This is a genomic window from Streptomyces sp. NPDC049970 (genome assembly GCF_040660235.1).
Classification (GTDB): domain Bacteria; phylum Actinomycetota; class Actinomycetes; order Streptomycetales; family Streptomycetaceae; genus Streptomyces.
This window is the reverse complement of sequence record NZ_JBFALP010000001.1, coordinates 705,507-729,260: the sequence shown is the minus strand read 5'-3', so window position 1 is coordinate 729,260 and position 23,754 is coordinate 705,507. Positions and strand designations below refer to the sequence as shown.

The following is a 23,754-nucleotide window of genomic DNA, read 5'->3' as shown; positions in this document are numbered from 1 at the left end:
TTCACTGGACGGCTTCCCCTACCCGCTGCGCGTCGCGGTAATGGGCTGCGTCGTCAACGGGCCCGGCGAAGCCCGCGAAGCCGACCTCGGAGTGGCATCCGGCAACGGCAAAGGACAGATCTTCGTCAAGGGCGAGGTCGTCAAGACAGTCCCCGAGTCGAAAATCGTCGACGCCCTGGTCGAGGAAGCGATACGCCTGGGCGAACAACTCGCCCCCACCGACACGGAAGGGGAGACACAAGCATGAGCGTCCAAGCCCCGCCCACACTCTTCGACCAGGACGCGGTACGCCGCGCGGTGGACACCGTCCTCACCGACTTCCTGGCCACCCAGACCCACAGCGCACTTGACCGCATCCTGCCGCAGCAGGCAGCCCAGGCGCTGAGCGGCTTCCTCGGCGCGGGCGGCAAACCCATCCGACCCGTGCTGTGCGTAGCCGGCTGGCAGGCCGCCGGAGGCACCGGCACCCCCGACCCGGTCATCAGGGCCGCCGCGTCACTGGAGATGTTCCACGCCTTCGCCCTCATCCACGACGACATCTCCGACGCCTCCGACACCCGCCGCGGCCAGCCCACCGTCCACCGTCAGACCAGCACCCACGCCGCCATCCTCATGGGCGACCTCGCCCTCGTCTTCGCCGACCAGCTCCTCCACGGTGTCGGCCTCACCCCCGCACAGCTGGATGCGGTCCTGCCCATCGCCAACGCCCTGCGTGCTGACACCATCTACGGGCAGTACCTCGACATCTCCCACGCGGGACAGCCCTCCGCCGACCCCGGCGGCGGCGACGCCATACGCGCCACGCTGACCGCCTGCGGCATGGCCGTGGGCGAGGCCTTCCAACTCCGCGACGGTCTCCTGGGCATCTTCGGCAACCCCACCCACACCGGCAAGCCCTCCCTGGACGACCTACGGGAAGGCAAAGCCACCGTCCTGATGGCCCTCTCCCTGCAAAACGCCGACGGACCCCAGCGCCGCGTCCTGCACCACCACGTCGACAACCCGCACCCCATCGATGCCGGCGCAGACCAGATCCGCACCGTCCTCACCGACACCGGCGCCTAACAGCGGTAGAGGAAATGATCACCGAGCGGCGCCAGAGCGCACTGACCACCCTGGACACCGCCAACCTGCCCACCCACATCACGGCCGTACTGCGCTCTCTGGCCGTCAGCGCCACATCGAGGACCACATGACCATCACACCCCCACCGAAGTCGGCGTCGCAGCCCGGCCGGGTCCTGCTGGCCTCACCCCGCGGCTGGTGCGGCGGCGTGGACCGCGCCGTCCTGGCTGTGGAAAAGGCCCTGGAACAGTGCGGGCCCCCCATCTACGTCCGCCACGAGATCGTCCACAACAAGTACGTCGTGCAGAGCCTGCAGAAGAAGGGCGCCATCTTCGTCGAACAGACCGACGAAGTACCCGAAGGCGCCATCGTCCTGTTCTCCGCTCACGGCGTGGCCCCCACCGTCCACGCCGAAGCCACCGAACGCCGTCTCGCGACGATCGACGCGACCTGCCCACTGGCCACCAAAGTCCACCGGGAAGTCGTCCGCTACGCAGCGCAGGACTACGACATCCTCCTGATCGGCCACGAAGGCCACGAAGAAGTCATCGGCACCAGCGGCGAAGCCCCCGACCACATCACCCTCGTCGACGGCCCCGGCGACGTCGCCGACCTCTGCGTACGTGACGAATCGAAAGTCGTCTGGCTCTCCGAGACCACCCTCTCCGTCGACGAAACCGTGGAAACCGTCAACGCCCTCAAAACCCGATTCCCGAACCTGACCTCACCGCCCAGCGACGAAATCTGCTATGCTACCAAGAACCTCCAGACTGCCGTGAAGAAACTCGTCGAGAACACCGAACTCGTCATCGTCGTCGGCTCCGAGAACTCCTCCAACTCCGCCCGCATGGTCGAAGTGGCCCGCAACGCCGGCGCCCCCGCCGCCCACCTCGTCGAATTCGCCCACGAGATCGACGAGACCTGGCTGGAAGGCGTCACCACCGTCGGCCTGAAATGGCTCGCCGAACGCGGCTACAGCGACGTCGAGACCGTGACGACCGCCGATGAATCCATCACCTTCACCCTCCCCCACGAACTCCGCCGCAACCTTCGGTAGGCGCCACCGGAGATCCCTCCGGAGCTGGAAGGTTCTCTGACCGGCTGTTCTCTATCCGCTCGGGTGGTCGGCTGGGCCTCGAACAGAGTGCTGGATCAGATGAGTTGTCGAATGTTCGGGCATGAAGGACGGGCCTCCCGGTAGCTCGCAGATGTCGAGTCCAGTGAGAAGCAAGAGGCCCTGTTGTCGAAGTGTCGCGTGATCGCGGTCGCCCGGTCCAGTCCGTCCACTCCCGGGTGTGGCTGTCTCGCCCACAGGCTCGGGAACGCTGCCGACCGGCCGGGGCGCCGGCCCCGGTACGGTTCGGCATGAGCGATGCCGAGTGGGCTTCGTGCGTGGCCTGCTGCCGGTGCCGAGATGCTGGCCGGGCGGGGCGGCCGCCCGGAAAGCTACTGCCACCGGCAGATGATCGACGCGATCCGCTACCCCGTCGACAACGGCATCAAGTGGCGATCGAAGCCGTCGGACTTCCCGCCCTGGCCGCGCGTGTACGCCTTCTTCGCCCGCTGGCGGGACGCGGGACTCGTCGCCGAATGCCCGAGAAGAGCCTGAGAGGCGGTAGTGCCATCTACGGACCCGCCCCTCTCGCGGAGAGGAACAGGATGCCCGGCCATGCGCCGAACAACAAACTTGCCGCGCTACTCGCCGAAGCTGGGTGGAGTGCCGGCGATCTGGCTCGTTCGGTGCGAGCCCTGGGCGCGGCCCAAGGACTCGCGTTACGTTACGACCGTACTGCGGTGGCCCATTGGCTCACCGGCACTCGGCCTCGTCCTCCCGCCCCTCATCTGATCGCCGCGGCACTATCCGAGCGCATCGGGCGTCTGGTCACGATCCAGGACGCGGGTTTCGCCCCGGCCCCGCAGGCACCGTCAGCGCCAAGCTCTACGCCGTCTGCGGAAGCTGATCCTGTGCATCATCTGTTGAATCTGTGCCGCACCGAAACCGACCCCGAGCGCCGTTCGTTCTTGGCCAAGACGGCCTACGCCGTGACCACAGCCGCCTCTGCTCTGCCCGACTTCGGCGCACTCCCCGTCGAGGGGCAGAAAGAACCTACCGGCATCCAGGTCGCCACCTGCGACGTCGAAGCTCTGAAGGAGATGACACAGACCTTCGCCACCCTGGCCGACCGCCACGGCGGCGCCCACGTCCGCGCCATGCTCGCCTCCTACCTCGCCGACCAGGTCGGCCGGCTCCTCCACGCCCCCGCCAACGGGGCCCTACACAACGACCTGCTCCAGGGCGCCGGACAGCTCACTCATCTCCTGGCTCTGACAAATGACGACTCCGGCCACCCTGGGTTGGCGCAGCGCTACTTCCGCACCGCCCTCGATCTGGCAACACGGGCCGGTGACGCCCGTCTATACGCGATCACGCTGCGCGCACTGAGCGCCCAGGCTCTACGTCTTGGCCATCTACGCCACGCCCTTCAACTTGCCGAAGCCGCGATCTCCGCGTTACCTGCTCACGCAGACCCAGCCCCCCGAGCGTTCCTCTTGGCCCAGCGTGCCTACGCCGGTGCCGCCCACGGTGACCGCCGACGTGCGCCCGCCGATCTGGCCCTCGCCGAAGAACACCACGCCCAAGCCACCGCTGCCACAGGCCCGTTCAACACCTATCCCCGCGCCGGCCTGGACTATCAGCGCGCCCAGACACTGCACGCACTCAGCCTACCCGACCAAGCCCTCGCCGCCCTGCAGTCCTCCGCCCGTCACCGCTCCCCGGACGAACGCAAGCCCGCCGCCCTGACCCATGCCCGCCTGGCTGAGATGCAACTGGACATGGGTCACGTCGACGCCGCCGTCATCCACGGTCACCTCTTCCTAGATCTCTGCCCTTACCTGCATTCCACCCGAATCGACACCGCACTCCAACGCCTCCGTCAACACCTTGCGCGCTACCCCCGTCAACGGCAGGCGGTCACGCTCGCTGAGCGTCTCCGCGACGCCTGTCGTGTGCGCCGGGGATCCTTCCGTACATGACGACAGCTCCTCACCTTCTTGTGTCGCACGGCGACGGGCGACGCCGAGCTTCCGCTGTTCGCTTGCGGACCAGAACATCACAGGGCTGAAAGCAAAGGGATCGTTCACATCGCATGAATATGCCATCCTGGCTACATCCATGCGGATGACACTCCGATGACAAAAAGGTCACCACAGGTTCGGCAAGGAAAAACGATAAAGCGTACCCCGCGCGCTCAGATATCTCACTGCCACTCCCACCAGGCCCTGCTCGACAAGAACCAGCCGTTTTCCCCTCGGCGAGGCGGGCCGTCCCATCGTTACAGGCCCGGCAGCCTTCGGGCCGTTCACTGCAGGATATTTCAACGTGTTCACGCATCCCTTGCTCCGCAGGCTTTCGTTCCCAGCGCCGGAAGAGAGTCTGACTCTGTCGCTGCTGCATGCAATGAGTGCCCGACCCTGAATCCGACGTGTTGGAACTGTTCCAGCGGCCGCAGTTCGGCGTGAACAGAGCCTGTGGGTGCTAAGCGGTGAAATCGTCTCGCTCAACAATAATTCCGCTTCTGCCGAAAGGGCTCCTGCGCTGCCGAGTTGAGACGTCGAACACCTCCCTCAACGGCACGGGAGCCCTGCCCGTTGCGCACGCCAACCCCGCTCCACCCTGTCACCCGATCAGCGGCCACACTGAAAACGCCCAAGGGCTGATCACCGCTACGAACTTGCAATGATGACCCTGCGCAAATCGTCTCCATAAGAAGAATCATTTGCGGATTTTATTTTAGTTTCTTGATCCGCGAACCGGGCGACGGTCATGTGCCATTCATGATTTCCGTGAAAGACGGCGCGAAATGCATGTGCATACCGCATGGCATCTTCGTACTGTCGTCCGGTGCAGCCGACAGATTGGAGCTGGGCGGGGACCCAGGACTCAGCCTCTACGTAAGCGTCTACGACATTGATGGCCAGGCTCTTGACTCGTTCAACGGCTTCGTCGAGGGTGCAGCGATCTCGTGTCCGAATCGTCGTAACAGCGTTGTGCACACCCCCAACGCGTAGGTCTTTCTCCAGTGAAAGCAAATCATTACAGAGGCCGACGTAGTCGGAGCAAAGATTCCCCAAGGACTGCACTGAGGGTAAGTTGCGGACATGTTCTTGCAGGTCCACTCGTTCGGCTACCTCCAAGAGATCAACATATACAAGCTCAGTAACGCCGACCCGGCGGCGTTCAAGATATTCTTGCAGAGGCGGTGTGCGACCGCTCAGGTCGTCGGCGACACATGCTAGGGCCTCCCATCCCGAGACCTCCCAGTGGCGGGCGAGCGTGTGCTGCCACATGGTGGAGCGTTGCGGTATGCGAGTCTCGTGCCACAAATTTTCGAGCGCCTGCATCAGCGGACTTGAATTTCCTTTCCCTTCGCACATAAACACCTTGACGGCGGATATGCATTGCCGGGCAGATACGGGGTCGTTGCGGCATAGCACGTCATCCATGAGATCGTCATGGATGGCCCCAAGGAGCATCCAGCGGACCAATAGACTGAATGTTTCCAGATCGCAACTAGGATAATAGTAGGCAGCAAGGAGCTCCATCTGTGAGTTCTCGTAACGCTGGCGGAGCATCCCAGGAAGAAGATCGAATGACTCCGCCCAGGAGTACATACGCCGCCGAGCTTCCGGCAGGTGCGGATTGATGTCACTGACCATCAGGTGAGCGGGCAGTGGGGGGAGGGAAGCGGACATGATGAGCTCCTTTGCATCGTGACTTCGGTCCCGGAGAAACGGGCGCGTAGGTTTCCGCCATGCGGGCCTCTGCCGTGACACCCGAAACTCCGGGCCCCAACAGAACCTCCGGTTCTGGTGAGCATCACGCAACGGTGCGTGATACTGCCTTCATTTCCTCGATGTCGTAAGTACAGAAGGGAGGGCACCTCTAATTCAGAGGCGAGCATGTTCTGGTCCTGCAGCCACGTCACTCTCGTTATGGGCTCACAAAACCTAAAGACCGAATCGACGATCCCTACGGGCATAATGGTCCAGTGCGCGGGTCAGGTGCTCTCGGGTAAAATCTGGCCATAGATCGGCGCAGAAGTACAGTTCAGACTGAGCTGTCTGCCATGTCAGGAAACCCGACAGACGTTTTTCTCCGGAGGTGCGCACCACCAGGTCTGGGTCCGGCTGGCCAGCCGTGAACAGATACTGCCCTATCGCCTCTTCAGAGATCACCGACGATGACCCTGGTTCGGGACCCTTGGCCAGCCCATCGCACAGACAGCGCACGGCGCGAACAATCTCAGCGCGACCATCATAGGCAAGCGCAATGTTCGCCTGAAGGCCCTCGCTATGCCGGGTCGACTCCTCAGCCCGGCGAAATGCCTCGGTAACGCTTTTCGGTAGTAGATCCAGGGCGCCCATCGCGCGGACGCGCCACGGGCCGTCCGCAAGGCGTTCAGCCACCTCCTCGTAAACACGGAACAAACCTGCCAGCTCGTCGTCGCTCCGCTTTAGATTCCTCATGGCGAGCAACCACATCGTGACTACCTCCACCCCGGCATCCTCGCACCACGCCAAGACATCGAAGACCTTCAAGATGCCAGCGCGGTGCCCTTCATCGACGCTAAGACAGTGGCCACGTGCCCATCGCCGGTTTCCGTCCAGAATGAAGGCGATATGCTGCGGAACCGCACGTACCTGGGATGTGGTGTTGTCGACGCCAACGCCCTCGAGGTTCTCCTGTGTCATGAGAATTACCCCTGCCTTCCTTGATTCGGCATCAGTGGAACGGTCGGAACCGAGAATTTAAGTCAGTCTGCTTCTCAGACTCAAACCTGAAATGGTCATGGCGGCGTTGTCTCTCGCGCGGCTAGGCACCGCGGAGGTAGTGCGAAGACCGGATGCGATGCGACCAGGTCAGGAAGGAGCGACAGGCCAAGAAACCTTTTTCACAGCTCCTAGGGCACCACTTGCACGTTCACCCGGCAAGGTCTGCTCCGTCACCAGGCGTGAATGCGTTGAAAGGCAAATGAGCGTTTTCAGCGTAGTCGCTGATCGGGCGAAGGGGCGGCGCGGGGTTGGCGTGCGCAACGGGCAGGGCTCCCGTGCCGTTGAGGGAGGTGTTCGACGTCTCAACTCAGCGACGCAGGAGCCGATGCCGCGAAGTTAGCGGGAAAGCTGCCCACGTCAAGCGAGTTGACGGTATTGGTCGTTGAGCCGGCGGTGCAACGGGACCTCTGGTAGCCAGGAATGAGCTTCTTCGAGCTGGCCACCGATCAGGTGACGGTCCACAAAGCACAACGAGCGAGGCCCCCGAGCCGTTGATCGAGATGTCTGACGTCTCAACCACGCTGCTCGGGGGCCTCGTTGGTCATCTGTCCTGCCGCACTCGACCTGCCCCATGCGCTCGTGGAGTGGGTCACGATGCTCATCCTCACCCGGGAGGGTGACCGGCGCTGCAAGCACCGTCCGTCCCAGCGCGCGATGGTGGCACTGGTTTACCTGCGCGAACACACGACCCTGGCGAAGATCGCTGCCGGGTTCGGGATCAGCGAGTCCACCGCCCACGCCTACACCGGCGCGGTCATCCACGTCATGGAGCAGGCACTCCGCGACGGCATCATCAGGGTCAACCCCGCCCGGGTAACCGGCTGGCAGAAGCTCTACAAACAGGCCGAGGACGAACTCCTGGACCCACGGGCACTGGCCCTGCCCGACTGGGAGACCCTGATTGCGCTGGCCGACGCGCTCGTTGCCGCTTCCCACGACCAGTACCGCGGCTGGGGAGACGTGGTCATCTTCGCCGCGTGCACCGCCGCACGGATCGGCGAGGTCTCAGGCTGCCGTGTCGGGGACATCGACACCAACCAATGGATCTGGACCGTGCGACGCCAGACCACACCCGCGCCCGGCGGGCTGGCCGACAAGGGCACCAAGGGTAAGCGGGCCCGTAAGGTTCCCATCGTCGAGGAGATCCGTCCCCTCGTCGCCCAGCGCGTCCTGTCCGCCGGCGCGAATCCCGACGCCCGCCTGTTCACCGGACCACGCGGCGGCCGCATCTCCACCGCCGTCCTGCGCGACGCCACACACTGGGACCACGTGGTCACCAAGCTCGGCTACGAACACCTGCGCCGGCACGACCTCCGGTACACCGGACTGACCTGGTTCGCCGACGCCGGAGTCCAGGTACACGTCCTCCGCAAGATCGCCGGTCATGGCTCCCTGACCACCACTCAGCGATACCTGCACCCTGACGTGCACAAGATCACGGCCGCCGGTGCGGCGCTCTCCGCACACCTCAGCGTGCTCCGCGCACCACGCTCACTGCCGGGCCCGATCGTCGTAACCCGCTTACGCCGGTCAAGGGCGCCGGTCCCCAACTGGTCCCCAAGAATGATCAAGGGCCGGTTTCGGATTGCTCCGAAACCGGCCCTGATCTGCGACTGTCTCCAGTCGGGACGACAGGATTTGAACCTGCGACCCCTTGACCCCCAGTCAAGTGCGCTACCAAGCTGCGCCACGTCCCGCTGCGTATCCGCCCGGTGACTCCCGGGTGACCGCGCAGGACAAACATTACCTCACTCCGGGCACCTCAACGACGTCCGTACCTGCTGGGCGCGGGTCGCCAGCCCTTCGGCGCCGCACGCGGCGGCGAGCTTCTGGGCTCGGGCGAGCTCACGCTGGGACCGGATGGCGAGGCCGTACTCGAAACGGGCCACGGCGTGCTCGTACGCCGACGAGGACGCCTCCAGGTGGCGTACGGACTCGGCCAGCAGACGGGTGGCCTCGTCCTCGGGCGCGAAGAGGGCGGCGCAGCGCAGGGCCTCACCGATCGCCGTGTCCGTGCCGAAGCGCTCCGCGTGGACGCGGGCGCGGGTGGCCAGCTGGGCCGCGCGGACCGGGTCGGTGTCGGCGAGGGCACGGGCGAGGTCGCCCGCCCAGGGTGCCCAGACACCGTTGAACCGGCCTCGGGGCTCCAGCGCCGCTCCCGCTGCCTCCAGCTCGGCCACGGCGTCCTGCGTGCGGCCTTCGGCGAGCAGCAGCCGGCCCCGTACGCAGGGGGCGTCGGGCAGGACCATCGCGCTGGGGTAGGGCGGGCCGAAGTCGTAGCGGTCGGCGACCCGCCGGGCCTCCGCCGTCCGGCCGCGGGCGATCAGGGTGTCGACGAGCAGACAGGCGGCGTCCCAGTGGACGGGCAGCCCGCTGCCCACGCGGTCGGCCAGGCGCAGCCCCTCCCGCAGGAAGCCCTCCGCCTCCGCGAGCCGTCCGCGCCGGCGGTGCACCAGGCCCAGGAGGGTGTGGGCGAACGCGAGATGCGCTCCGCTCCAGCCGGAGATCTCGAAGGCTCGTACCGCCTCGCCGAAGAGCTCCTCGGCCCGGTCGAGCCGGTCGGTGAAGGCGTAGGTGATGCCGACCATGGTGGGGAGTTCGAAGCCCCACTCCGAGTCGGTCCAGCCGAGCCCTCTCGCGGGCCGCCCGTCCACCAGTGCGCGTTCGCAGAAGTCCACGACCACCTGGGCGTTCTCGCCGCGGAGCATCGCGTCGAAGGCCCGGAGGGTGAGCAGGGCGCGCTCGGCGTTGTCGCGGCCCTTGAGGTGGTCGGCGTTGCGGGCGAGCCGGGCCGACCGCGCGTTCCCGTCGTCCTCGGAGGCCTGCATGCCCTCCCACAGGAAGTGCGCGGCCTGAAGGCGCATCAGGCCGGGGCCCGGAGCCGTGCGGGCGGCCTCGGCGGCCAGCGACAGAGCCGCGTCCTTGAGCTGGTTGTTGTGCGACAGCGCGGAGGCGAGCCGGAAGGTGGCGTCGATCCGGAGCGCCCCGTCGAGTCCCGGCGTGTCGAGGGCGGCACGCAGGTACTGGACCGTGGTGGCGGGCGAGGACAGCAGCGTGGCGCAGCCCAGTTCGTAGAGGAGGGCCGCCCTGTCGTGGGGGCGCGGCGGTTCCTCGAGGGCTCGTTCGAGACAGCGCCTCGCGGCTTCCGGGGCGCCGACAGCGAGGTGCTGCCGTGCCGCCTCGCGGAGCTGGGCGACGAGCTCCTGGTCGTCGTCCGGGTGCACTTCGAGCAGGTGGCGGGAGGCCGCCGCGGCCCCGAGCCCGGCCTGGGTGATGGCCCATGCGGCACGCCCGTGCATGGCGGTGCGTGTCGCGGGCGGGATGGAGCGGTAGACGGCGCTGGCGATCAGCGGGTGGACGAACTCCAGCGGGTCGAAACCGCTGACGACCCGGGCGTCGCGCAGCCGGGCCGTGCAGTCGGCGGCCTCGGCGGAGCTCATGCCCGCCAGGGTGGCGGCGAGTTCCTGGGAGATCTCGGTGCCGAGCACGGCCGCCGCCCAGGCGAAGCGGTTGGCGTTGGTGCCCAGGCGTTCGAGTCGGGCGACCAGCCCGCTGCCCCGGGCGGACGCCCCGAGTTCGCGCAGCATTCCGGCGGACTCCTCGACCGGAGGGAGTTCGCGGTCCTGTGCCTTGGCGACGAGTTCGACGGCCTCGTAGGGGTTGCCGCCGGTGACCGCCCAGACCTCGCGGCAGAAGGGGTCGTCGGCGTGGTCCCCCAGTCCGGCGCGCACCAGTTCGGCCGTGGCGTCGGGGGTGAGGGCGCGCAGGGCGACCCGGATGAGCGCGGGGTGGCCGGCGACCCCGCCGTCCTGCGGGGGCCGGTCGGTGGCCCAGTCGGCGTTGCGGTCGGCGAACTCCTGGGGCCTGTGCGCCTGGACGACGAGCACAGGCAGCTCGGAGAGCCGTGCGGTGAAGCCCGCCAGCCAGGCGAGGGACTCGCCGTCCGCCCAGTGGGCGTCGTCCACTATGAGGAGCAGGGGCCGGTGGCTGAGCCTGGAGGCGAGCCGGGACACCACGTGGTCGAGGCCGTCCCTGACACCCTGGGGGTCGGGCTGCGGGCCGCTGGGCTCGGCCAGGCCGAGTGCGGGCGCGGTGATCTCGAACCAGTCGCCGAACAGCGCGCGGGTCTCGTCGTCGGGGAAGCGGTCAAGCGCGGGCTGGAGGAGCTGGCGTACGACGTGGAACGGCACGGAGGTCACCGTCTCGCCCCCGCGCGCCGACCAGACGGTGCAGCGGTCGGCGGCCATCGACCGGATCTCGGCGAGCAGGGCGGTCTTGCCGATGCCGGCTTCGCCGCTGAACACCAGGAGTCCGCCGGTTGCCTGTCCGCCGCAGAGGGCGCTCACGGCCTGTGCGGCTGCGGCGAGTTCCGGGTCGCGCTCGTACAACGGCCGGGACGGCTTCATGCCTCCCCTTCCCAGGGTGATTGCGGAGGGTTCCGAGCGTAGCCGCGCGCGGGTGCCCGCGGACAGGGTTCGCCTTGTTCTCCGCAGGTGCGAGGCACAATCGGACGGTGGACGAATCGCGCAGGGACCGTGACGAGGAAGGGCGGGCGCGCAACGCGCGCCCCCGGGACGGGCTGGGGCGCCCCCTGCCCTACGGGGCTCCGGGCGTGGAGCGGCAGCCCGAGGGCGTGCTCCGCTCCCCCGGCGAGACGGTGCGCGAGGCGCAGCGGCTGCTGGACGCGGGGATGCCCTTCCACGCCCACGAGGTCTTCGAGGACGCCTGGAAGTCGGGTCCCGGCGCGGAGCGCGAGCTGTGGCGCGGGCTGGCGCAGATGGCGGTGGGGCTCACACACAGCGCCCGGGGCAACTCGGGCGGCGGAGCACGGTTGTTGAGGCGTGGGGCGGGGGCCGTCGAGCCGTTCCGGGAGTCGGATCCGCACGGGATCGGCGTGGGCGGACTGATCCGCTGGGCCCTGGAACTGGCGGACCGGGTGGCTCCTCGGGAGGCCGGGCCGGCGGGGTCCGGGGGCGGGCTGGCTCCGGTCGTGGACGCGGCGGCGGAGGCTCCCTGGTTGCTTCGAGGTGACCGGGCCGGTCGGCGAGCGTAACGAGTGCGATAGGTTTTGCACTTTCCTGACGGTGCGTTGATCACGCCTGTCACGCTTACGTTCCATTCTTCGACCAATCGCTCTGGAGACGGACGCCCCGATGACCGACATCATCAACGGCCTCGGCCGTGCCACCGCATACGGGGCCCTCGGCGTCGTACTGCTCGTTCTCGGCATCTTCCTGATCGACGCCCTGACCCCGGGCAAGCTCGGCCGCCAGATATGGGAGGAGCGGAACCGCAACGCCTCGGTCCTCCTGAGCTCGGCGCTGCTGGGCATCGGCGGCATCGTGTTCACGTCGATCTGGACGACGTACGAGGACTTCGGCAAGGGGCTCGCCTCGACCGCCGCGTTCGGGCTGCTCGGCCTCGTCATGATGGCCGTCGCGTTCCTCGTGGTCGACCTGGTGACGCCCGGAAAGCTCGGGGCCACGCTGGTGGAGCGGGAGCCGCATCCGGCGGTGTGGGTGACCGCGTCCTGCAATCTGGCTGTCTCGGCGATCGTGTCGGCCTCCATCGCCTGATCGCCGCGGTGATCCCGGGGTCCGGCGAACTTCCCGGTGCGCAGCCGTTACGATCCGGCCTCATGAGCACTTCTGACACCTCCGGCACCTCTCACCAGGAGCCGGACCAGGCCGTCCCTGATCCGGAGCAGGATCATCCCGTCCCGGAGCAGGACCGGGGCGAGGACCGGGGCGAGAGCCCTGGCGAGGACCGTCCGCCGGGCCCGGAGGCGATACCCGGGCCCGCCGGGCCGGAGCGCAGACTCACACCGAGCCAGGCCAGGCGGCTGCGGGTCGTCCTCTCCTCGGTGGGCATGGCGGCGATGGCGGCCGTACTGGCCCTGCACATCGCGAGCCGTTCCTCCGTCCTGGTGGTCGGGGTGTACGGCCTCGCGCTCATCCTCTGTGGAGTGGTGATCGAACTCAGCAGGAACGGCCGCACGCGGCTGGGTAGTTGGCTGCTGGGTATCGGCCTGTTGGCGGCCGTGGGCGCGGACTGGCTGCTGATCCCCTGACCCCGCGGCGGCGCGGCCCCAACCGGGCGGAGGACCACCGGAGGGCACCCGTCACAGCGCGGTGACGCGTACGGGCGGCCCGTCGGGATCGACATGGTCGAGCCAGTCCGCCGCCAGCTGGAGCGATCGGCCCGGGACCGTGGGCGACAGCCGCCGCCGACGGTGGAGTTCGCGGCCGTCCTGGCTGACGACGAAGACGCTCGGGGGAAGCCGCCGGGCGGTACGCAGCAGGAACCGGTCACCCGGCGGGCGTACCCCGTGCGGACCCGTCACGTTGGGCGTGATCCACCGCAGCGGGGCGTCGACGACCAGCGGAGGCCCGCTTGCCGCCCGCTCCTCGGTGCCCGCCAGGCGGTGCAGCACGGGAACGGCCACGGCCCGGCCCTCCTGAGCGGCGAACCCCGCTCGCTCGACGGCGTGCAGCAGGTTCCCGACGGCGAAGACGCCAGGCCGCGAGGTGCGGTACGCGCTGTCGTACGCGGGTCCGCGGGTCCCGGGGTCCAGGACCAGGCCACCGCGCCTGGCCAGTTCGTGGTCGGGGACGAAGTCGCCGGTCAGGACGACGGTGTCGCAGCTCAGGGTGGTGGTGCGGCCGTCCAGGTGGCGCAGCGTCACCCCGGACAGCCGGTTCCTGCCCAGCAGGCCGCCGACGGTCGCGCCGGTGAGCAGGGGGACGCGTGTCCGCATCCGGACCCTGGGCTCCGGCCGGTCCGTGACCATGGCGACGACCTGGACCCCGGCGGCGCGCAGGGTGCCGGCCGCCGCGTGCCCGACGGGCTCGTCGCCCACGACGACCGCGCGGGTGCCGATCCGCTGCCCGTACAGGTGGACGGCCTGCTGGAGTTCACCGGTGGTGTAGACGCCGGCCGGGCGGGTGCCGGGGATGAGCCGGGCGCTGCGCGGCCGTTCACGGGCGCCGGTGGCGAGGACGACGGCCCGCGCGGTGATCCGTTCGAGACCGGCGGGGCAGGTGGTCTCCACGGTGAGGGGGCCCGCCCAGCCGGTGACGGTGACGCCGGTGCGGAGCACGGCGCCGGCCGACACGGCGGCGGTGGCACCCCGCCGGGCGTACTCGGGTCCGCTCGTCCCCCCGCGGTCGTGGGCGGCTCCGCCGGTGAGGGCCGCCGGAGCCCAGGAGTACGTGGCCCGGGCGCCGAATCCGCCGTGGTGGCAGTGACGGGGGATTCCGCCCGCTTCCTGTTCGCGTTCGAGGATCTCCACCCGGCCCGCGCCCGCCGCGGCCAGTTCGGCGCCGGCCGCGAGGCCCGCGGGCCCCGCACCGACGATCAGGACGTCGACCTCGCGCGCGGCCCGCAGTCCCTCTTCGCGCCCCGTCATCCTCGCGCCTCCTCGTCGTCCTGTGCCCCGGCCGGCCGGGGCGCCTCCTGCTCGTTCCCGGCCGCGGGGCCGCCCGCCTCGAAGAGGGCTCGGACGGCGGCACCGCAGTAGAAGCCCTGGCACCGGCCGCCGCGGGCGCGGGTACGCCGCCGCAGCCCGTCCAGCGAGCGTGGCGGGATCGTCGCCGCCAGCGCGTCCCGGATCTCTCCGAGGGTGACCTGTTCGCAGTGGCAGACGAGGGTCCCGTAGGCCGGGTCCCCGGTGATCAGGGCGGCGCTCCGGTACGGCCGGGGAAAGGCCTCACCAAGGTTGGGCATCGTGACGGGCGGAAGCGGCCGGGGGCCGGTGAGCTCCAGGCCGGCAGCGGAGAGCAGTCCCGTGACGTGCCGGCCGATCGCCATGGACGCGGTGAGCCCGGTGGACCGGATACCGCCCACCGCGACGTACCGCAGGCCGGGGTACTCCTGGATCCAGTAGTCCTCCTGTCCGGTGGCGGCGCGGAGGCCCGCGTACACGGCGGTGACCTCCTCGTCGAGGAGGCCTGGCACGATTCCGCGGCCCTTCTCACGCAGCCGGCGGAGGCCGTCGGCGGTGGATCCGGTCGCCGTCTTGTCGTCGAGGTCCTCGGCGGTCGGTCCGAGCAGGACGTTGCCGAACACGGTCGGCGCCACCAGCACGCCCTTCCCGCCCGGCCCGGGGACCGGCAGGATGATGTGGCCGACGAGGTCGCGGGCGAGTTTGTCGAACACGACGAGCTGTCCGCGGCGCGGGGTCACGGTGAAGACGTCGTTGCCGAGCAGCCGGTCGATCTCGTCGGCGTACAGCCCTGCGGCGTTGACCAGGTAGCGGGTGCGCAGCGGGCCGCGCGAGGTGGTGAGGGTGTGGCCGCCGTCGTCGGCCCCGACGTCCCGCACCCGGCAGTTCAGGTGCAGGTGGACGCCCGCCCGTACGGCCTGGGTGGCGAAGGCGAGCGGGGTGGTCCAGGGGCAGATGATGCTTTCGTCGGGGACTTCGAGCGCGCCGAGCGCCCCTGGTCCCAGGTGGGGTTCGCGGGCCCGCAGTTCGTCGGCGTCGACGGTGCGGGCCGCGTGGTAGCCGTTGCGGGCCGCCTTGTCGAGCAGGCCGGGCAGCGCGGCGAGCTGCTCCTGGTCCCAGGCCACGAGGAGAGCACCGACGCGTTCGACCGGGATACCGGTCTCGCCCGCGTAGGCGGCGAGGAGTTCCCGGCCCTCGCGTACGAGACGTGCCTCGAGCGAACCGGGTACGGCGTCGAAGCCGGTGTGCAGGATCGCGGTGTTGGCCTTCGACGTGCCGCTGCCGATGTCGTCGGCCGCGTCGACGAGTGCGGTACGCAGACGGAATCGGGCCAGCTCCCGCGCGATCGCCGCACCGACCACTCCCGCGCCGACGACGGTGACGTCGTAGCCTCCGGCCTCCCCCTCCGCGCCGCACTCCGCGGGCAGCGGTCCGGCCGCGGTGATCGTGACCGTCATGCGCGCTCCAGCAGGCCGTCCACCGCGGCGCGGAAGCGCGCCAGCCGCTCCGCCGCCTCGTCGGCACCGATCTCGGGTTCGTACACGGCGGACGGGGTCCAAAGCGGCGTCGCCCGGTGCGGCGGCAGCTCGGGGTCGAGTCCCATCCGGGCCACCACGCCGGCGCCGAGCGCGGTCGCGTCCGGCAACGCCGACACCTCGACCGGCCGTTGCAGCAGGTCGGCCTGGGTCTGCATGAGCAGGGAGGAGCGGGTCAGACCGCCGTCGACCCGGAGCGCCGTCAGCGGGGCGCCGAGATCGGACGCCACGGCGTCGGCCAGCGCGACGACCTGCGCGGCGATGCCCTCGCACAGCGCGCGCACGAGGTGGCCGGCGGTGGTGTCGAGGCCGAGACCCGTGACGGAGCCGCGCACGTCGCCGCGCCACCAGGGGGCGGCGAGACCGGCGAACGCGGGCACGAAGGTGACTCCCCCGGTACCCGGGACCGAGGCGCCGACGGGGTCCAGGTCCGCGGCGCCGGAGATCACCCCGAGGTCGGTGAGCCAGCGCACCGCGGAGGCGGCGGTGTAGACCTGCCCGTCCAGGCAGTAGTCCGTCCGTCCGCCGAACCGCCAGGCGACGCAACTGACCAGACCGGAGGCGCCGGTGCTGGGCCGGCCACCTGTCTGGGCGAGCAGGAACGCTCCTGTCCCATAGGTGCACTTGGCGTTGCCGGGCTCCAGGGCGTTCTGCGCCAGCAGGGCGGCCTGCTGGTCCACGAGTAGGCCCGTCAGCGGAGTCTCGCCGCCGAACGCCGTGGTGGTACCGACCGGTCCCGCGCAGTCGACGACGGTGGGCAGCCGTTCACCGGACAGGCCGAAGATCTCCAGGGCGGCGGGCGACCACTCGACGTCGTGCAGGCCGAGGAGCTGGGTGCGTCCCGCGGTGGCGGCGTCGGTGACGAAGGCACCGGTCAGTTGGTGGACCAGCCAGGAGTCGCTTGTGGTCACGACGCCCTCACGGGTCAGCTCGCGTCGAATCCACGCCATCTTCGGGGCGGCGAAGTACGGGTCGAGGGGCAGCCCGGTGAGCCGCCTCAGCTCCGCCCCGCGCTCGGCGAGTTCCGCGCAGACGTCCTCGGAGCGCCGGTCCTGCCAGACCACGGCGGGGGTGAGCGGGCGTCCGGTCGCGGGGTCCCAGGCCAGCACCGTCTCGCCCTGGTTGGCCAGACCGACCGCCGCCACGGGCTCGCCGGCCTCCGCCACCGCCTGCTTTCCGGCACCGAGCACCGAGCCGAGCAGTTCCGCGGGATCGGCCTCGACGAGGCCCGAGGCGCCGTATCGCGGGCGTACGGGCGCGGAACCGGAACCGATCACACCCCGCTCGGGGCAGATCACCAGCGCCTTCGTTCCGGACGTCCCCTGGTCGATGGCGAGTACCGGTCCTGTCAATCGACGCTCCAGCCGTGCGGGCCGCCCTGTTCCGGGCGGAATCGTGATCATCCGGTGACTGCGCCCACAGTCGTGCAGACCACGCGCCGCGTCAAGCCGGGCGAGGACGTCCCGCGCAGGGCCCCGCACGGCGTTCAACGTCCTGCGTGATAGGCGTACTTGAGTAAGATCCGCAAAGTCGTCGGATGGCGGGCGCACGGCGCTCTAAACTCACCGCCGTGCGGCCAACCGGACGATGACCCTGTGTAGTTGACAACCGAAACACCCAACCCCCCACGGCCTTGAGGATTCATGACGAGCAGAACCAGCGCCGCGCCACTGCGCCCGGCACACCGCCGCGCCCCCACCGCGCGTCCAGGGGCGGGGCCCGCACATGGCCCCCAGTGACTTCCGGCCGGTCTACCATCCCGCGGGGCCTGATCACCCGCTGCGCGTGGCACTGCAGGATCTGCGTACGGGTCGATGGCTCGCGATGCGGGACCTGCTGGAGAGCACGCCGGACTGGGCGCTGTGGACCCAGCGCACCCAGGTGCTCGCGGCCGTGGCCGCGGGCTCGGACACGGTGCAGGCCTGGCTCACCGAGGAGCCTCGGAGCGCGGCGGCGAAGGTGATGCACGCCCGGGTGACCGTGGAGCGAGCGGTCCGGGCACACCGCGAAAGGCGCCCGAGCGCCCAGCAGTTGTGGCAGGAGGCGTGGGAGGGCTGCCGGTCGGCCGCGTACGCGTCACCGGAGGACCCGGTGCCCTGGGTCTGCCTGCTGGCCCTGTCGCAGCTCGACGAGGGGCAGCGGCTGGAGGAGCACCGGCTGCTGCCTCCGGGTCCCATGCTGTTCCCGGGGCCGTGGGGGCTGCTGGCGGAGGCGGACAAGCGTGACCCGTTCAACCGCGAGGCCTATCACCGGATGCTGCAGTTCGTCTACGCGCGGCAGGCGAGCGGCACGCTCTCCGAGGCGGTCAACTTCGTCCAGTGGGCGGCGTCCTCGGCGCCTGAGGGCTCCGCGCTGCACGCGCTCCCGCTGTACGTGCGGGTGGAACGCTACCGGCGGGAGCGCGGCAACGAGAAGGCGCTGGACCTGCACTGGGTCACCGAGGACGGCGAGCGCGACGCCTGGCGCGCGCTGACCACGTGGTTCGAGAGGGCGGAGCCGGCATCGCGTTCGCTGCTCGACCTCAACCATCTGGCCCACGCCCTGTGGGGTTCGCTCAGGTTCGCGGACGCCGCGCCGGTCTTCCGCGCCATGGGCCCGTACTTCACATCCGTCCCGTGGGCCCACCGCACCCGCACCCCGCAGGGCCCGGCCGGTGCCGAGGACGTGTTCCTGCGGGCACGGAGCCGCTGCCTGGCCGCCGGACACGACCCGGGGAGAAAGGCGCACGGCTGACCGGCCGGCGCCCTCCCTCCACGTACCCCCACCCATCCCCCACAGGAGGTCATCCCCATGTCCATATCCGCCTCGACACCGTCGAGCACGGAGCCGACACCGCAGAAGGACGAGGAGCAGCGCCTGCGCGAACTCGGCTACCAGCCGGTGCTGGCGCGCCGCATGGGCGGCTTCGGGAACTTCGCGATCAGCTTCTCCGTCATCTCGATCCTCTCCGGCTGCATGACGCTGTACGGCTTCGGCATGTCGACCGGCGGCCCGTCCGTGATGCTCTGGGGTTGGGCCGGTGTCGGCCTGTTCGTACTCTGCGTGGGCATGGCCCTGGCCGAGGTCACCAGCGCGTATCCGACCTCGGGCGCCCTCTACTACATGGCCGACCGGCTCGGTGGCCGCAAGTGGGGCTGGTACACCGGGTGGCTGAATCTGCTCGGCCTGCTGGGGGCGATCGCCGGGATCGACTACGGAGCGGCCCTGTTCACCGGCGCCCTGCTCAACCTGCAGTGGGGTTTCGACCCGACGCCCGGCTCCACGATGGTGATCTTCCTCTGCATCCTGCTGCTGCACGCCGTGCTGAACCTGTTCGGTGTGCGCCTGGTCAGTGTGCTCAACTCGATCAGTGTCTGGTGGCACCTGGCCGGTGTCGCCGTGATCGTGACGGTGCTGGCGATCGTGCCCTCGCACCACCAGTCACCGTCGTTCGTCTTCACCGAGTTCGTGAACGACACGGGCTGGGAGAACCCGATCTACGTGGCGGCCATCGGCCTGCTCCTGGCGCAGTACACCTTCTGCGGGTACGACGCGTCCGCGCACCTCTCCGAGGAGACCTCCAACGCGTCGGTCACCGCCGCGAAGGGCATCGTCCGGGCGATCTGGGTCTCGTGGGTCGCCGGGTTCGTCCTCCTTGCCGGGCTGACCTTCGCCATCCAGGACTACGCGGGCACGCAGAACAGTGCCACCGGGGTGCCGCCGGCCCAGATCCTGATCGACGCCCTGGGCACGGCGGGCGCCACCGCGATGCTGCTGATCGTGATCGCCGCACAGTTGTTCTGCGGCAACGCCGAGGTCGCGGCCGCGAGCCGGATGGTCTTCGCCTTCAGCCGTGACAACGCGCTTCCGGGGTCCGCGTTGTGGCGCAAGGTGAGCGCGCGCACCCAGACGCCGGTGCCCGCCGTGTGGCTGTCCGTCGTGGTCGCCGCGCTGCTGGCGGTTCCGTCGCTGTACTCCGCGACGGCGTACGGGGCGGTGACGGCGATCAACGTCATCGGGATCACCCCGGCCTACGCGATCCCGATCTATCTGAAGCTCCGGGCCGGTGACCGGTTCGAACGCGGCCCCTGGCACCTCGGCCGCTGGTCGAAGCCGATCGGCTGGATCGCCGTGGTGTGGGTCGCCCTCGTGAGCGTGCTGTTCCTGCTGCCGCAGTCCTCACCGGTGACCATCGACTCGATGAACTACGCGTCGATCGCCCTGGTCGCCGTGCTGGTGCTGGCCACGGTGTGGTGGTTCGTGGCACGCCGTACCTACAGCACGCCGGCTGCCTACGGCAACGCGCGTGAGCAGGCGGAGATCGCCGAGGGAATCGTCTGACGGCCCCCCGCCTGGGTGGTCTTCAGCTCAGCAGCAGCTGAAGGCCGCCCAGGACGGTGGCTCCGATGACGATACGGTCGAAGAGCTTCTGGTTGATGCGGCCGACACAGGCGCGGCCGAGGTAGGCGCCCGGGACGACGAACAGCACGAGGGCGGCGTCCAGCAGCAGCGACTGCGCGTCGATGAGGCCGAGGCCCACGCTGAAGGGCACCTTCGACGTGTTGACGATCAGGAAGAACCACGCCGACGTCCCCAGGAAGCCGAGTTTCCGGAAGCCCGCCGAGAGCAGGTAGAGGGACATCACGGGGCCGCCGGCGTTGGCGACCATGGTGGTGAATCCGCCGAGCGCGCCGTACGAACGGGCCTTGAGGCGGCCACCGCGCGAGGAGCCGTCCGCGCCCTCCTCGGCGACCGGGCCGGGGCCTGCGCGCCTGCGCAGGACGGTGACGCCCGCCATGAGGAGCAGGATCGCGCCGATCGAGGTGCGTACGGCGTCGTCGTCGGCCCACATCATGAAGACGGTGCCCGCGACCACGCCGGCCGCCACGGCGGGGAAGAGCCGGAGAAGGGTCGGCCAGTCGGCGTGACGGCGGTAGACGAGCACGGCGAGGATGTCGCCGGCGATGAGGATCGGGAGCAGCACCCCGGTCGACTCGCGTGCCGGGAGTACGGCCGCGAAGACCGCGAGACTGATCGTGTTGGCACCGCTGACGGCCGTCTTGGAGAAGCCGACGAGCGTGGATGCCGCCGCGAGCGCGGCCAGTTGCCAGAGTGTGATGGTGTCCATTCCGGGTCAGATGGTAGACACATATTCACTTCGGCGGATCATCGTTCCGCCCTCCGGCCGCATCGGGTGCGGGTCCCTCGCTATGCTGCGACCGCTCACGGAAACGTTCAAACGAACATCGCACAGCGGTAGGCAGGGGGCCAGCATGCGGGAACCGGTCGAGCTGAGGCGGAAACGCATTCTCGCGGTGGTGCACGCGCGCGGTGCCGTCAAGGTGAGTGCGCTGGCGGACGAGCTGGACGTCTCGCCGGTCACGCTCCGGCGGGACGTCGAGGAGCTGGCCAGGACGGGGATGCTGCGGCGCGGCCACGGGGTGGTCCGCCCGATGGGGGAGGTCGCGCGCACGGCGGCGGTGCCCGCCGCCCGAAGCGGTGGACCGGAGGGCGACGGGGGCGCGGTCGCCCTCGTCGTGCCGGAGCGGCACTCGTATCTCTACGAGACCCTGCACGGTGCCAGGACCGCCCTGGAGGAGGCCGGGACACGGATCACCCTGTACATCGCCCCGCAGGCGGCGGGCGCCGAACGCCCGCAGGTGGAACGGGCCCTGGCCGCCGGCGTGCGCGGACTGCTGATCGCTCCCCGGTGGCGCAGCTCCGCCGGGGAGGAGGCGGACTACGGCTGGCTCGCCGAGGTGGGGGTCCCGACGGTCCTGATGGAGCGCAGGCCCCGGCCCGGCAGCGCGCTGCACGCCCTGGACTCGGTCTGCTCCGACCACTGGTACGGAATCCACCTGGCCGTGGACCACCTGGTCTCGCTCGGCCACCGCAGGCTCGTACTGGCCGCGCGGAACGACAGCCCGACCGCGCGCTCCATCCGGGCGGCGTTCACCGAGATCGCCGCGGGGCGGCCCGAGGTGGAGGACTGGTCGGTGGTGCTCAGCTCCCCGAACGCCGGCCCCGGGGAGCCCGGCACACGGGAGGCGGTCCCGGATCTCCCGGCCCTGCTGCGGGACCGGGGCGTGACCGGTGCGGTGCTGCACGGCGACGAGGACGCCCTGATGCTGGTCCAGCGGCTGGCGGAGAGCGGGATCCGGGTGCCGCGGGACTGCTCCGTGGTGGCGTACGACGACGTCGTCGCCGCGCTGGGAAGCACCGCCCTCACCGCGGTCGCGCCGCCGCGGGCCGAGATCGGACGGGCGGCGGCCGAGCTCCTCCTGCACCGGCTCGCGCACCCGGCGGGTACCACCGGCCCCGTGCGCCGTACGGAGCTGCTCCCCCGCCTCGAAGTGCGCGGTTCGACGCGGGGGTTGCCCCATCCCGCAAACTGATCGATTGAACACTTCAAGCTTCTTTTGATCGATCTATTGACCACTATCGATCAGCCGATCAGTATTCCCCGTGTCTCGAATCAGGAGCCGCGGGAGGCACGCATGCCTGGTCGACAGAGCCGTCGATCCGTACTCGCCACGATCACCGCACTGCCACTCGCGGGCGCGCTCAGCGCCTGCGGGGGCGGCGGCGGAGACACACGATCGGGCGGTACGAGCAGTACCGGCAGGACCGCAAGCAGCAGGACCGGCAGGAAGACACGGATCACCTTCTGGTCCGCGCTGCGGGGCAGTCAGGAGGTCGTGGACGCGTTCAACCGCGGGCACGACAGCGTGCGGGTCGATTTCCAGCAGATCCCCTCGGGGGCCCAGGGCGGTTACGCCAAGCTCAGCAACGCGGCCCGGGCCGGCAACGCCCCGGACGTCGCCACGATCGAGTACCCCCAGGTCCCGGGCTTCGCCATCGACGGGGTCTGCCGCGACGTCACGGACCTCGTGGGCGACGGGCTGCGCGCGAAACTGCTGCCGCAGGCGCTGGAGCTGACCACCTTCGAGAAGCGCGTGTTCAGCGTCCCGCTCGACATAGAGCCGATGGTGCTGCACTACCGCACCGACCTCTTCGAACGGTACGGGCTGACCGTCCCGGGCAGTTGGGAGGAGTTCGAGGACGCCGCGAGGGTCGTACGCCGCAAGGACGGGGAGCGCAGGCTGGCCCTCTTCCCGACCGACGGCGACACCCATCTCGCCGCGTTCGCGTGGCAGGCCGGCGCCCGGTGGTTCGACACGGCGGGCGGCGCCTGGAACGTGTCGCTGGCCGACGCGCCGACCCGCCGGGTGTCCGCCTTCTGGCAGCGGCTGACCGACCAGGACCTGGTCTTCATGAACGCGGTGGAGAGCCGGCAGAGCGACGTCCAGATCGGCAACGGCCTGGTGCTCAGTCGGCTCAGCGGAGCGTGGGACGCCGGTGCGCAGATGAAGGCCCGCCCGGGCCAGAAGGGCGCGTGGGCGCTCGCGCCGATCCCCCAGTGGGACCCGGCCGATCCGGGGGTCGGAACCCACGGCGGCTCGACCTTCGCGGTCACCAAGGACAGCGCGCACCCGGAGGCCGCGATGGAGTTCATCGAGTGGCAGGTCTCGCATCCGGACGCGCTGCGCGCCCGGCTCTCCAGCGGAGCGAGCAGCCAGTACCCCGCCGCCCCCGGACTGGTCGAGGTGGGCCGCAAGGCCTTCGACCGCGCCTACTACGGCGGCCAGGACATCTACGGCCTCTTCGAGCGGGAGGCCCGCAAGATCCGTCCGGGCTGGATCTGGGGACCCCGGATGACGGCCACCGGGAAGATCATGAAGGACGGGCTGGCGCGAGCGAGCGGAGGCCAGGGTTCCATCCTCGGGGCGGTACGGGCGGCGCAGGAGGGCACCATGCCGGACCTCAAGGCACTCGGACTCTCCACCACCCGGCACTCCACCTGACCGGCGATCCGCACCCCTTCCCAGCAGCAGA

18 protein-coding genes, 1 tRNA gene and 2 pseudogenes are annotated in these 23,754 nt (G+C 69.7%); 13 read left to right on the top strand and 8 right to left on the bottom strand.

What is annotated here, in order from left to right; all coding sequences use genetic code 11:
- Positions 1 to 22 precede the first annotated feature (22 nt).
- From AB0I83_RS03170 to AB0I83_RS03150, 5 genes and pseudogenes are all read left to right on the top strand, one after another.
- Positions 23 to 247, top strand: a pseudogene (locus AB0I83_RS03170) (flavodoxin-dependent (E)-4-hydroxy-3-methylbut-2-enyl-diphosphate synthase); the annotation flags it as partial.
- Entirely contained in the window at positions 244 to 1,065 is an 822-nt protein-coding gene (locus AB0I83_RS03165) for a polyprenyl synthetase family protein (RefSeq protein WP_363303390.1), read from the top strand. The pseudogene AB0I83_RS03170 and the gene AB0I83_RS03165, both read left to right, overlap by 4 nt.
- 127 nt (positions 1,066 to 1,192) lie before the next feature.
- Positions 1,193 to 2,122, top strand: coding sequence for a 4-hydroxy-3-methylbut-2-enyl diphosphate reductase (locus AB0I83_RS03160; RefSeq protein ID WP_363303389.1), 930 nt, complete (start codon positions 1,193 to 1,195; stop codon positions 2,120 to 2,122).
- A gap of 315 nt (positions 2,123 to 2,437) precedes the next feature.
- The gene (locus tag AB0I83_RS03155; protein WP_363303388.1) at positions 2,438 to 2,674 is read left to right on the top strand and encodes a transposase; all 237 of its coding nucleotides are present in this window, start codon (positions 2,438 to 2,440) and stop codon (positions 2,672 to 2,674) included.
- 356 nt (positions 2,675 to 3,030) lie between these two features.
- The gene (locus AB0I83_RS03150) at positions 3,031 to 4,101 is read left to right on the top strand and encodes a hypothetical protein (RefSeq protein ID WP_363303387.1); all 1,071 of its coding nucleotides are present in this window, start codon (positions 3,031 to 3,033) and stop codon (positions 4,099 to 4,101) included.
- Positions 4,102 to 4,791: 690 nt separating this feature from the next.
- On the opposite strand, the gene AB0I83_RS03145 is transcribed toward AB0I83_RS03150, so the two are convergent.
- The gene (locus AB0I83_RS03145; protein WP_363303386.1) at positions 4,792 to 5,820 is read right to left on the bottom strand and encodes a terpene synthase family protein; all 1,029 of its coding nucleotides are present in this window, start codon (positions 5,818 to 5,820) and stop codon (positions 4,792 to 4,794) included.
- Positions 5,821 to 6,075: 255 nt separating this feature from the next.
- On the bottom strand, positions 6,076 to 6,819 hold the full coding sequence (gene uppS, locus AB0I83_RS03140) for a polyprenyl diphosphate synthase (RefSeq protein WP_363303385.1): 744 nt from the start codon (positions 6,817 to 6,819) through the stop codon (positions 6,076 to 6,078).
- Positions 6,820 to 7,494: 675 nt separating this feature from the next.
- Here uppS and AB0I83_RS03135 point away from each other — a divergent pair.
- A pseudogene (locus tag AB0I83_RS03135) lies at positions 7,495 to 8,265 on the top strand (transposase family protein); the annotation flags it as partial.
- Between the two features lie 258 nt (positions 8,266 to 8,523).
- Here AB0I83_RS03135 and AB0I83_RS03130 read toward each other — a convergent pair.
- Positions 8,524 to 8,597: transfer RNA gene (locus tag AB0I83_RS03130), tRNA-Pro, on the bottom strand.
- Positions 8,598 to 8,648: 51 nt separating this feature from the next.
- Positions 8,649 to 11,306: an AAA family ATPase gene (locus tag AB0I83_RS03125; RefSeq protein WP_363303384.1), complete on the bottom strand. Its 2,658-nt coding sequence runs from the start codon at positions 11,304 to 11,306 to the stop codon at positions 8,649 to 8,651.
- 107 nt (positions 11,307 to 11,413) lie between these two features.
- Between AB0I83_RS03125 and AB0I83_RS03120 the strand changes: the two genes are divergently transcribed.
- The 3 genes from AB0I83_RS03120 to AB0I83_RS03110 all read left to right on the top strand — a co-directional run bounded on the left by AB0I83_RS03120 (position 11,414) and on the right by AB0I83_RS03110 (position 12,970).
- A complete protein-coding gene (locus tag AB0I83_RS03120) occupies positions 11,414 to 11,953 on the top strand; it encodes a DUF309 domain-containing protein (protein ID WP_363303383.1) in 540 nt (179 codons plus the stop codon).
- Between the two features lie 100 nt (positions 11,954 to 12,053).
- Entirely contained in the window at positions 12,054 to 12,476 is a 423-nt protein-coding gene (locus tag AB0I83_RS03115) for a DUF350 domain-containing protein (protein WP_363303382.1), read from the top strand.
- 62 nt (positions 12,477 to 12,538) lie between these two features.
- Entirely contained in the window at positions 12,539 to 12,970 is a 432-nt protein-coding gene (locus AB0I83_RS03110) for a hypothetical protein (RefSeq protein ID WP_363303381.1), read from the top strand.
- A gap of 51 nt (positions 12,971 to 13,021) precedes the next feature.
- Here AB0I83_RS03110 and AB0I83_RS03105 read toward each other — a convergent pair whose 3' ends face one another.
- From AB0I83_RS03105 to AB0I83_RS03095, 3 genes are read right to left on the bottom strand one after another with little or no spacing between them, the layout of a single operon-like run.
- Positions 13,022 to 14,308: an FAD-dependent oxidoreductase gene (locus AB0I83_RS03105; RefSeq protein ID WP_363303380.1), complete on the bottom strand. Its 1,287-nt coding sequence runs from the start codon at positions 14,306 to 14,308 to the stop codon at positions 13,022 to 13,024.
- Positions 14,305 to 15,801: an FAD-dependent oxidoreductase gene (locus AB0I83_RS03100; RefSeq protein ID WP_363303379.1), complete on the bottom strand. Its 1,497-nt coding sequence runs from the start codon at positions 15,799 to 15,801 to the stop codon at positions 14,305 to 14,307. Before AB0I83_RS03100 ends, AB0I83_RS03105 begins: the two co-directional genes overlap by 4 nt.
- Positions 15,798 to 17,231, bottom strand: a complete 1,434-nt coding sequence (locus tag AB0I83_RS03095; protein WP_363303378.1) for an FGGY family carbohydrate kinase — start codon at positions 17,229 to 17,231, stop codon at positions 15,798 to 15,800. The genes AB0I83_RS03100 and AB0I83_RS03095 overlap by 4 nt, the downstream gene beginning before the upstream one ends.
- A 373-nt stretch (positions 17,232 to 17,604) precedes the next feature.
- Here AB0I83_RS03095 and AB0I83_RS03090 point away from each other — a divergent pair, with 373 nt between their 5' ends.
- Entirely contained in the window at positions 17,605 to 18,612 is a 1,008-nt protein-coding gene (locus AB0I83_RS03090; protein WP_363303377.1) for a hypothetical protein, read from the top strand.
- Between the two features lie 57 nt (positions 18,613 to 18,669).
- Entirely contained in the window at positions 18,670 to 20,199 is a 1,530-nt protein-coding gene (locus tag AB0I83_RS03085) for an amino acid permease (protein ID WP_356530169.1), read from the top strand.
- A 22-nt stretch (positions 20,200 to 20,221) separates the two neighbouring features.
- Here AB0I83_RS03085 and AB0I83_RS03080 read toward each other — a convergent pair whose 3' ends face one another.
- Positions 20,222 to 20,986 carry a sulfite exporter TauE/SafE family protein gene (locus AB0I83_RS03080; RefSeq protein WP_363303376.1) on the bottom strand — a complete coding sequence of 255 codons (765 nt, stop codon included), beginning with the start codon at positions 20,984 to 20,986 and terminating at the stop codon, positions 20,222 to 20,224.
- Positions 20,987 to 21,131: 145 nt separating this feature from the next.
- On the opposite strand from AB0I83_RS03080, the gene AB0I83_RS03075 reads away from it, so the two are divergent.
- Complete coding sequence (locus AB0I83_RS03075; protein WP_363303375.1) at positions 21,132 to 22,253, top strand: substrate-binding domain-containing protein; 1,122 nt, start codon at positions 21,132 to 21,134, stop codon at positions 22,251 to 22,253.
- A 102-nt stretch (positions 22,254 to 22,355) separates the two neighbouring features.
- Complete coding sequence (locus tag AB0I83_RS03070) at positions 22,356 to 23,723, top strand: extracellular solute-binding protein (protein ID WP_363303374.1); 1,368 nt, start codon at positions 22,356 to 22,358, stop codon at positions 23,721 to 23,723.
- The last annotated feature ends 31 nt before the right edge of the window (positions 23,724 to 23,754 follow it).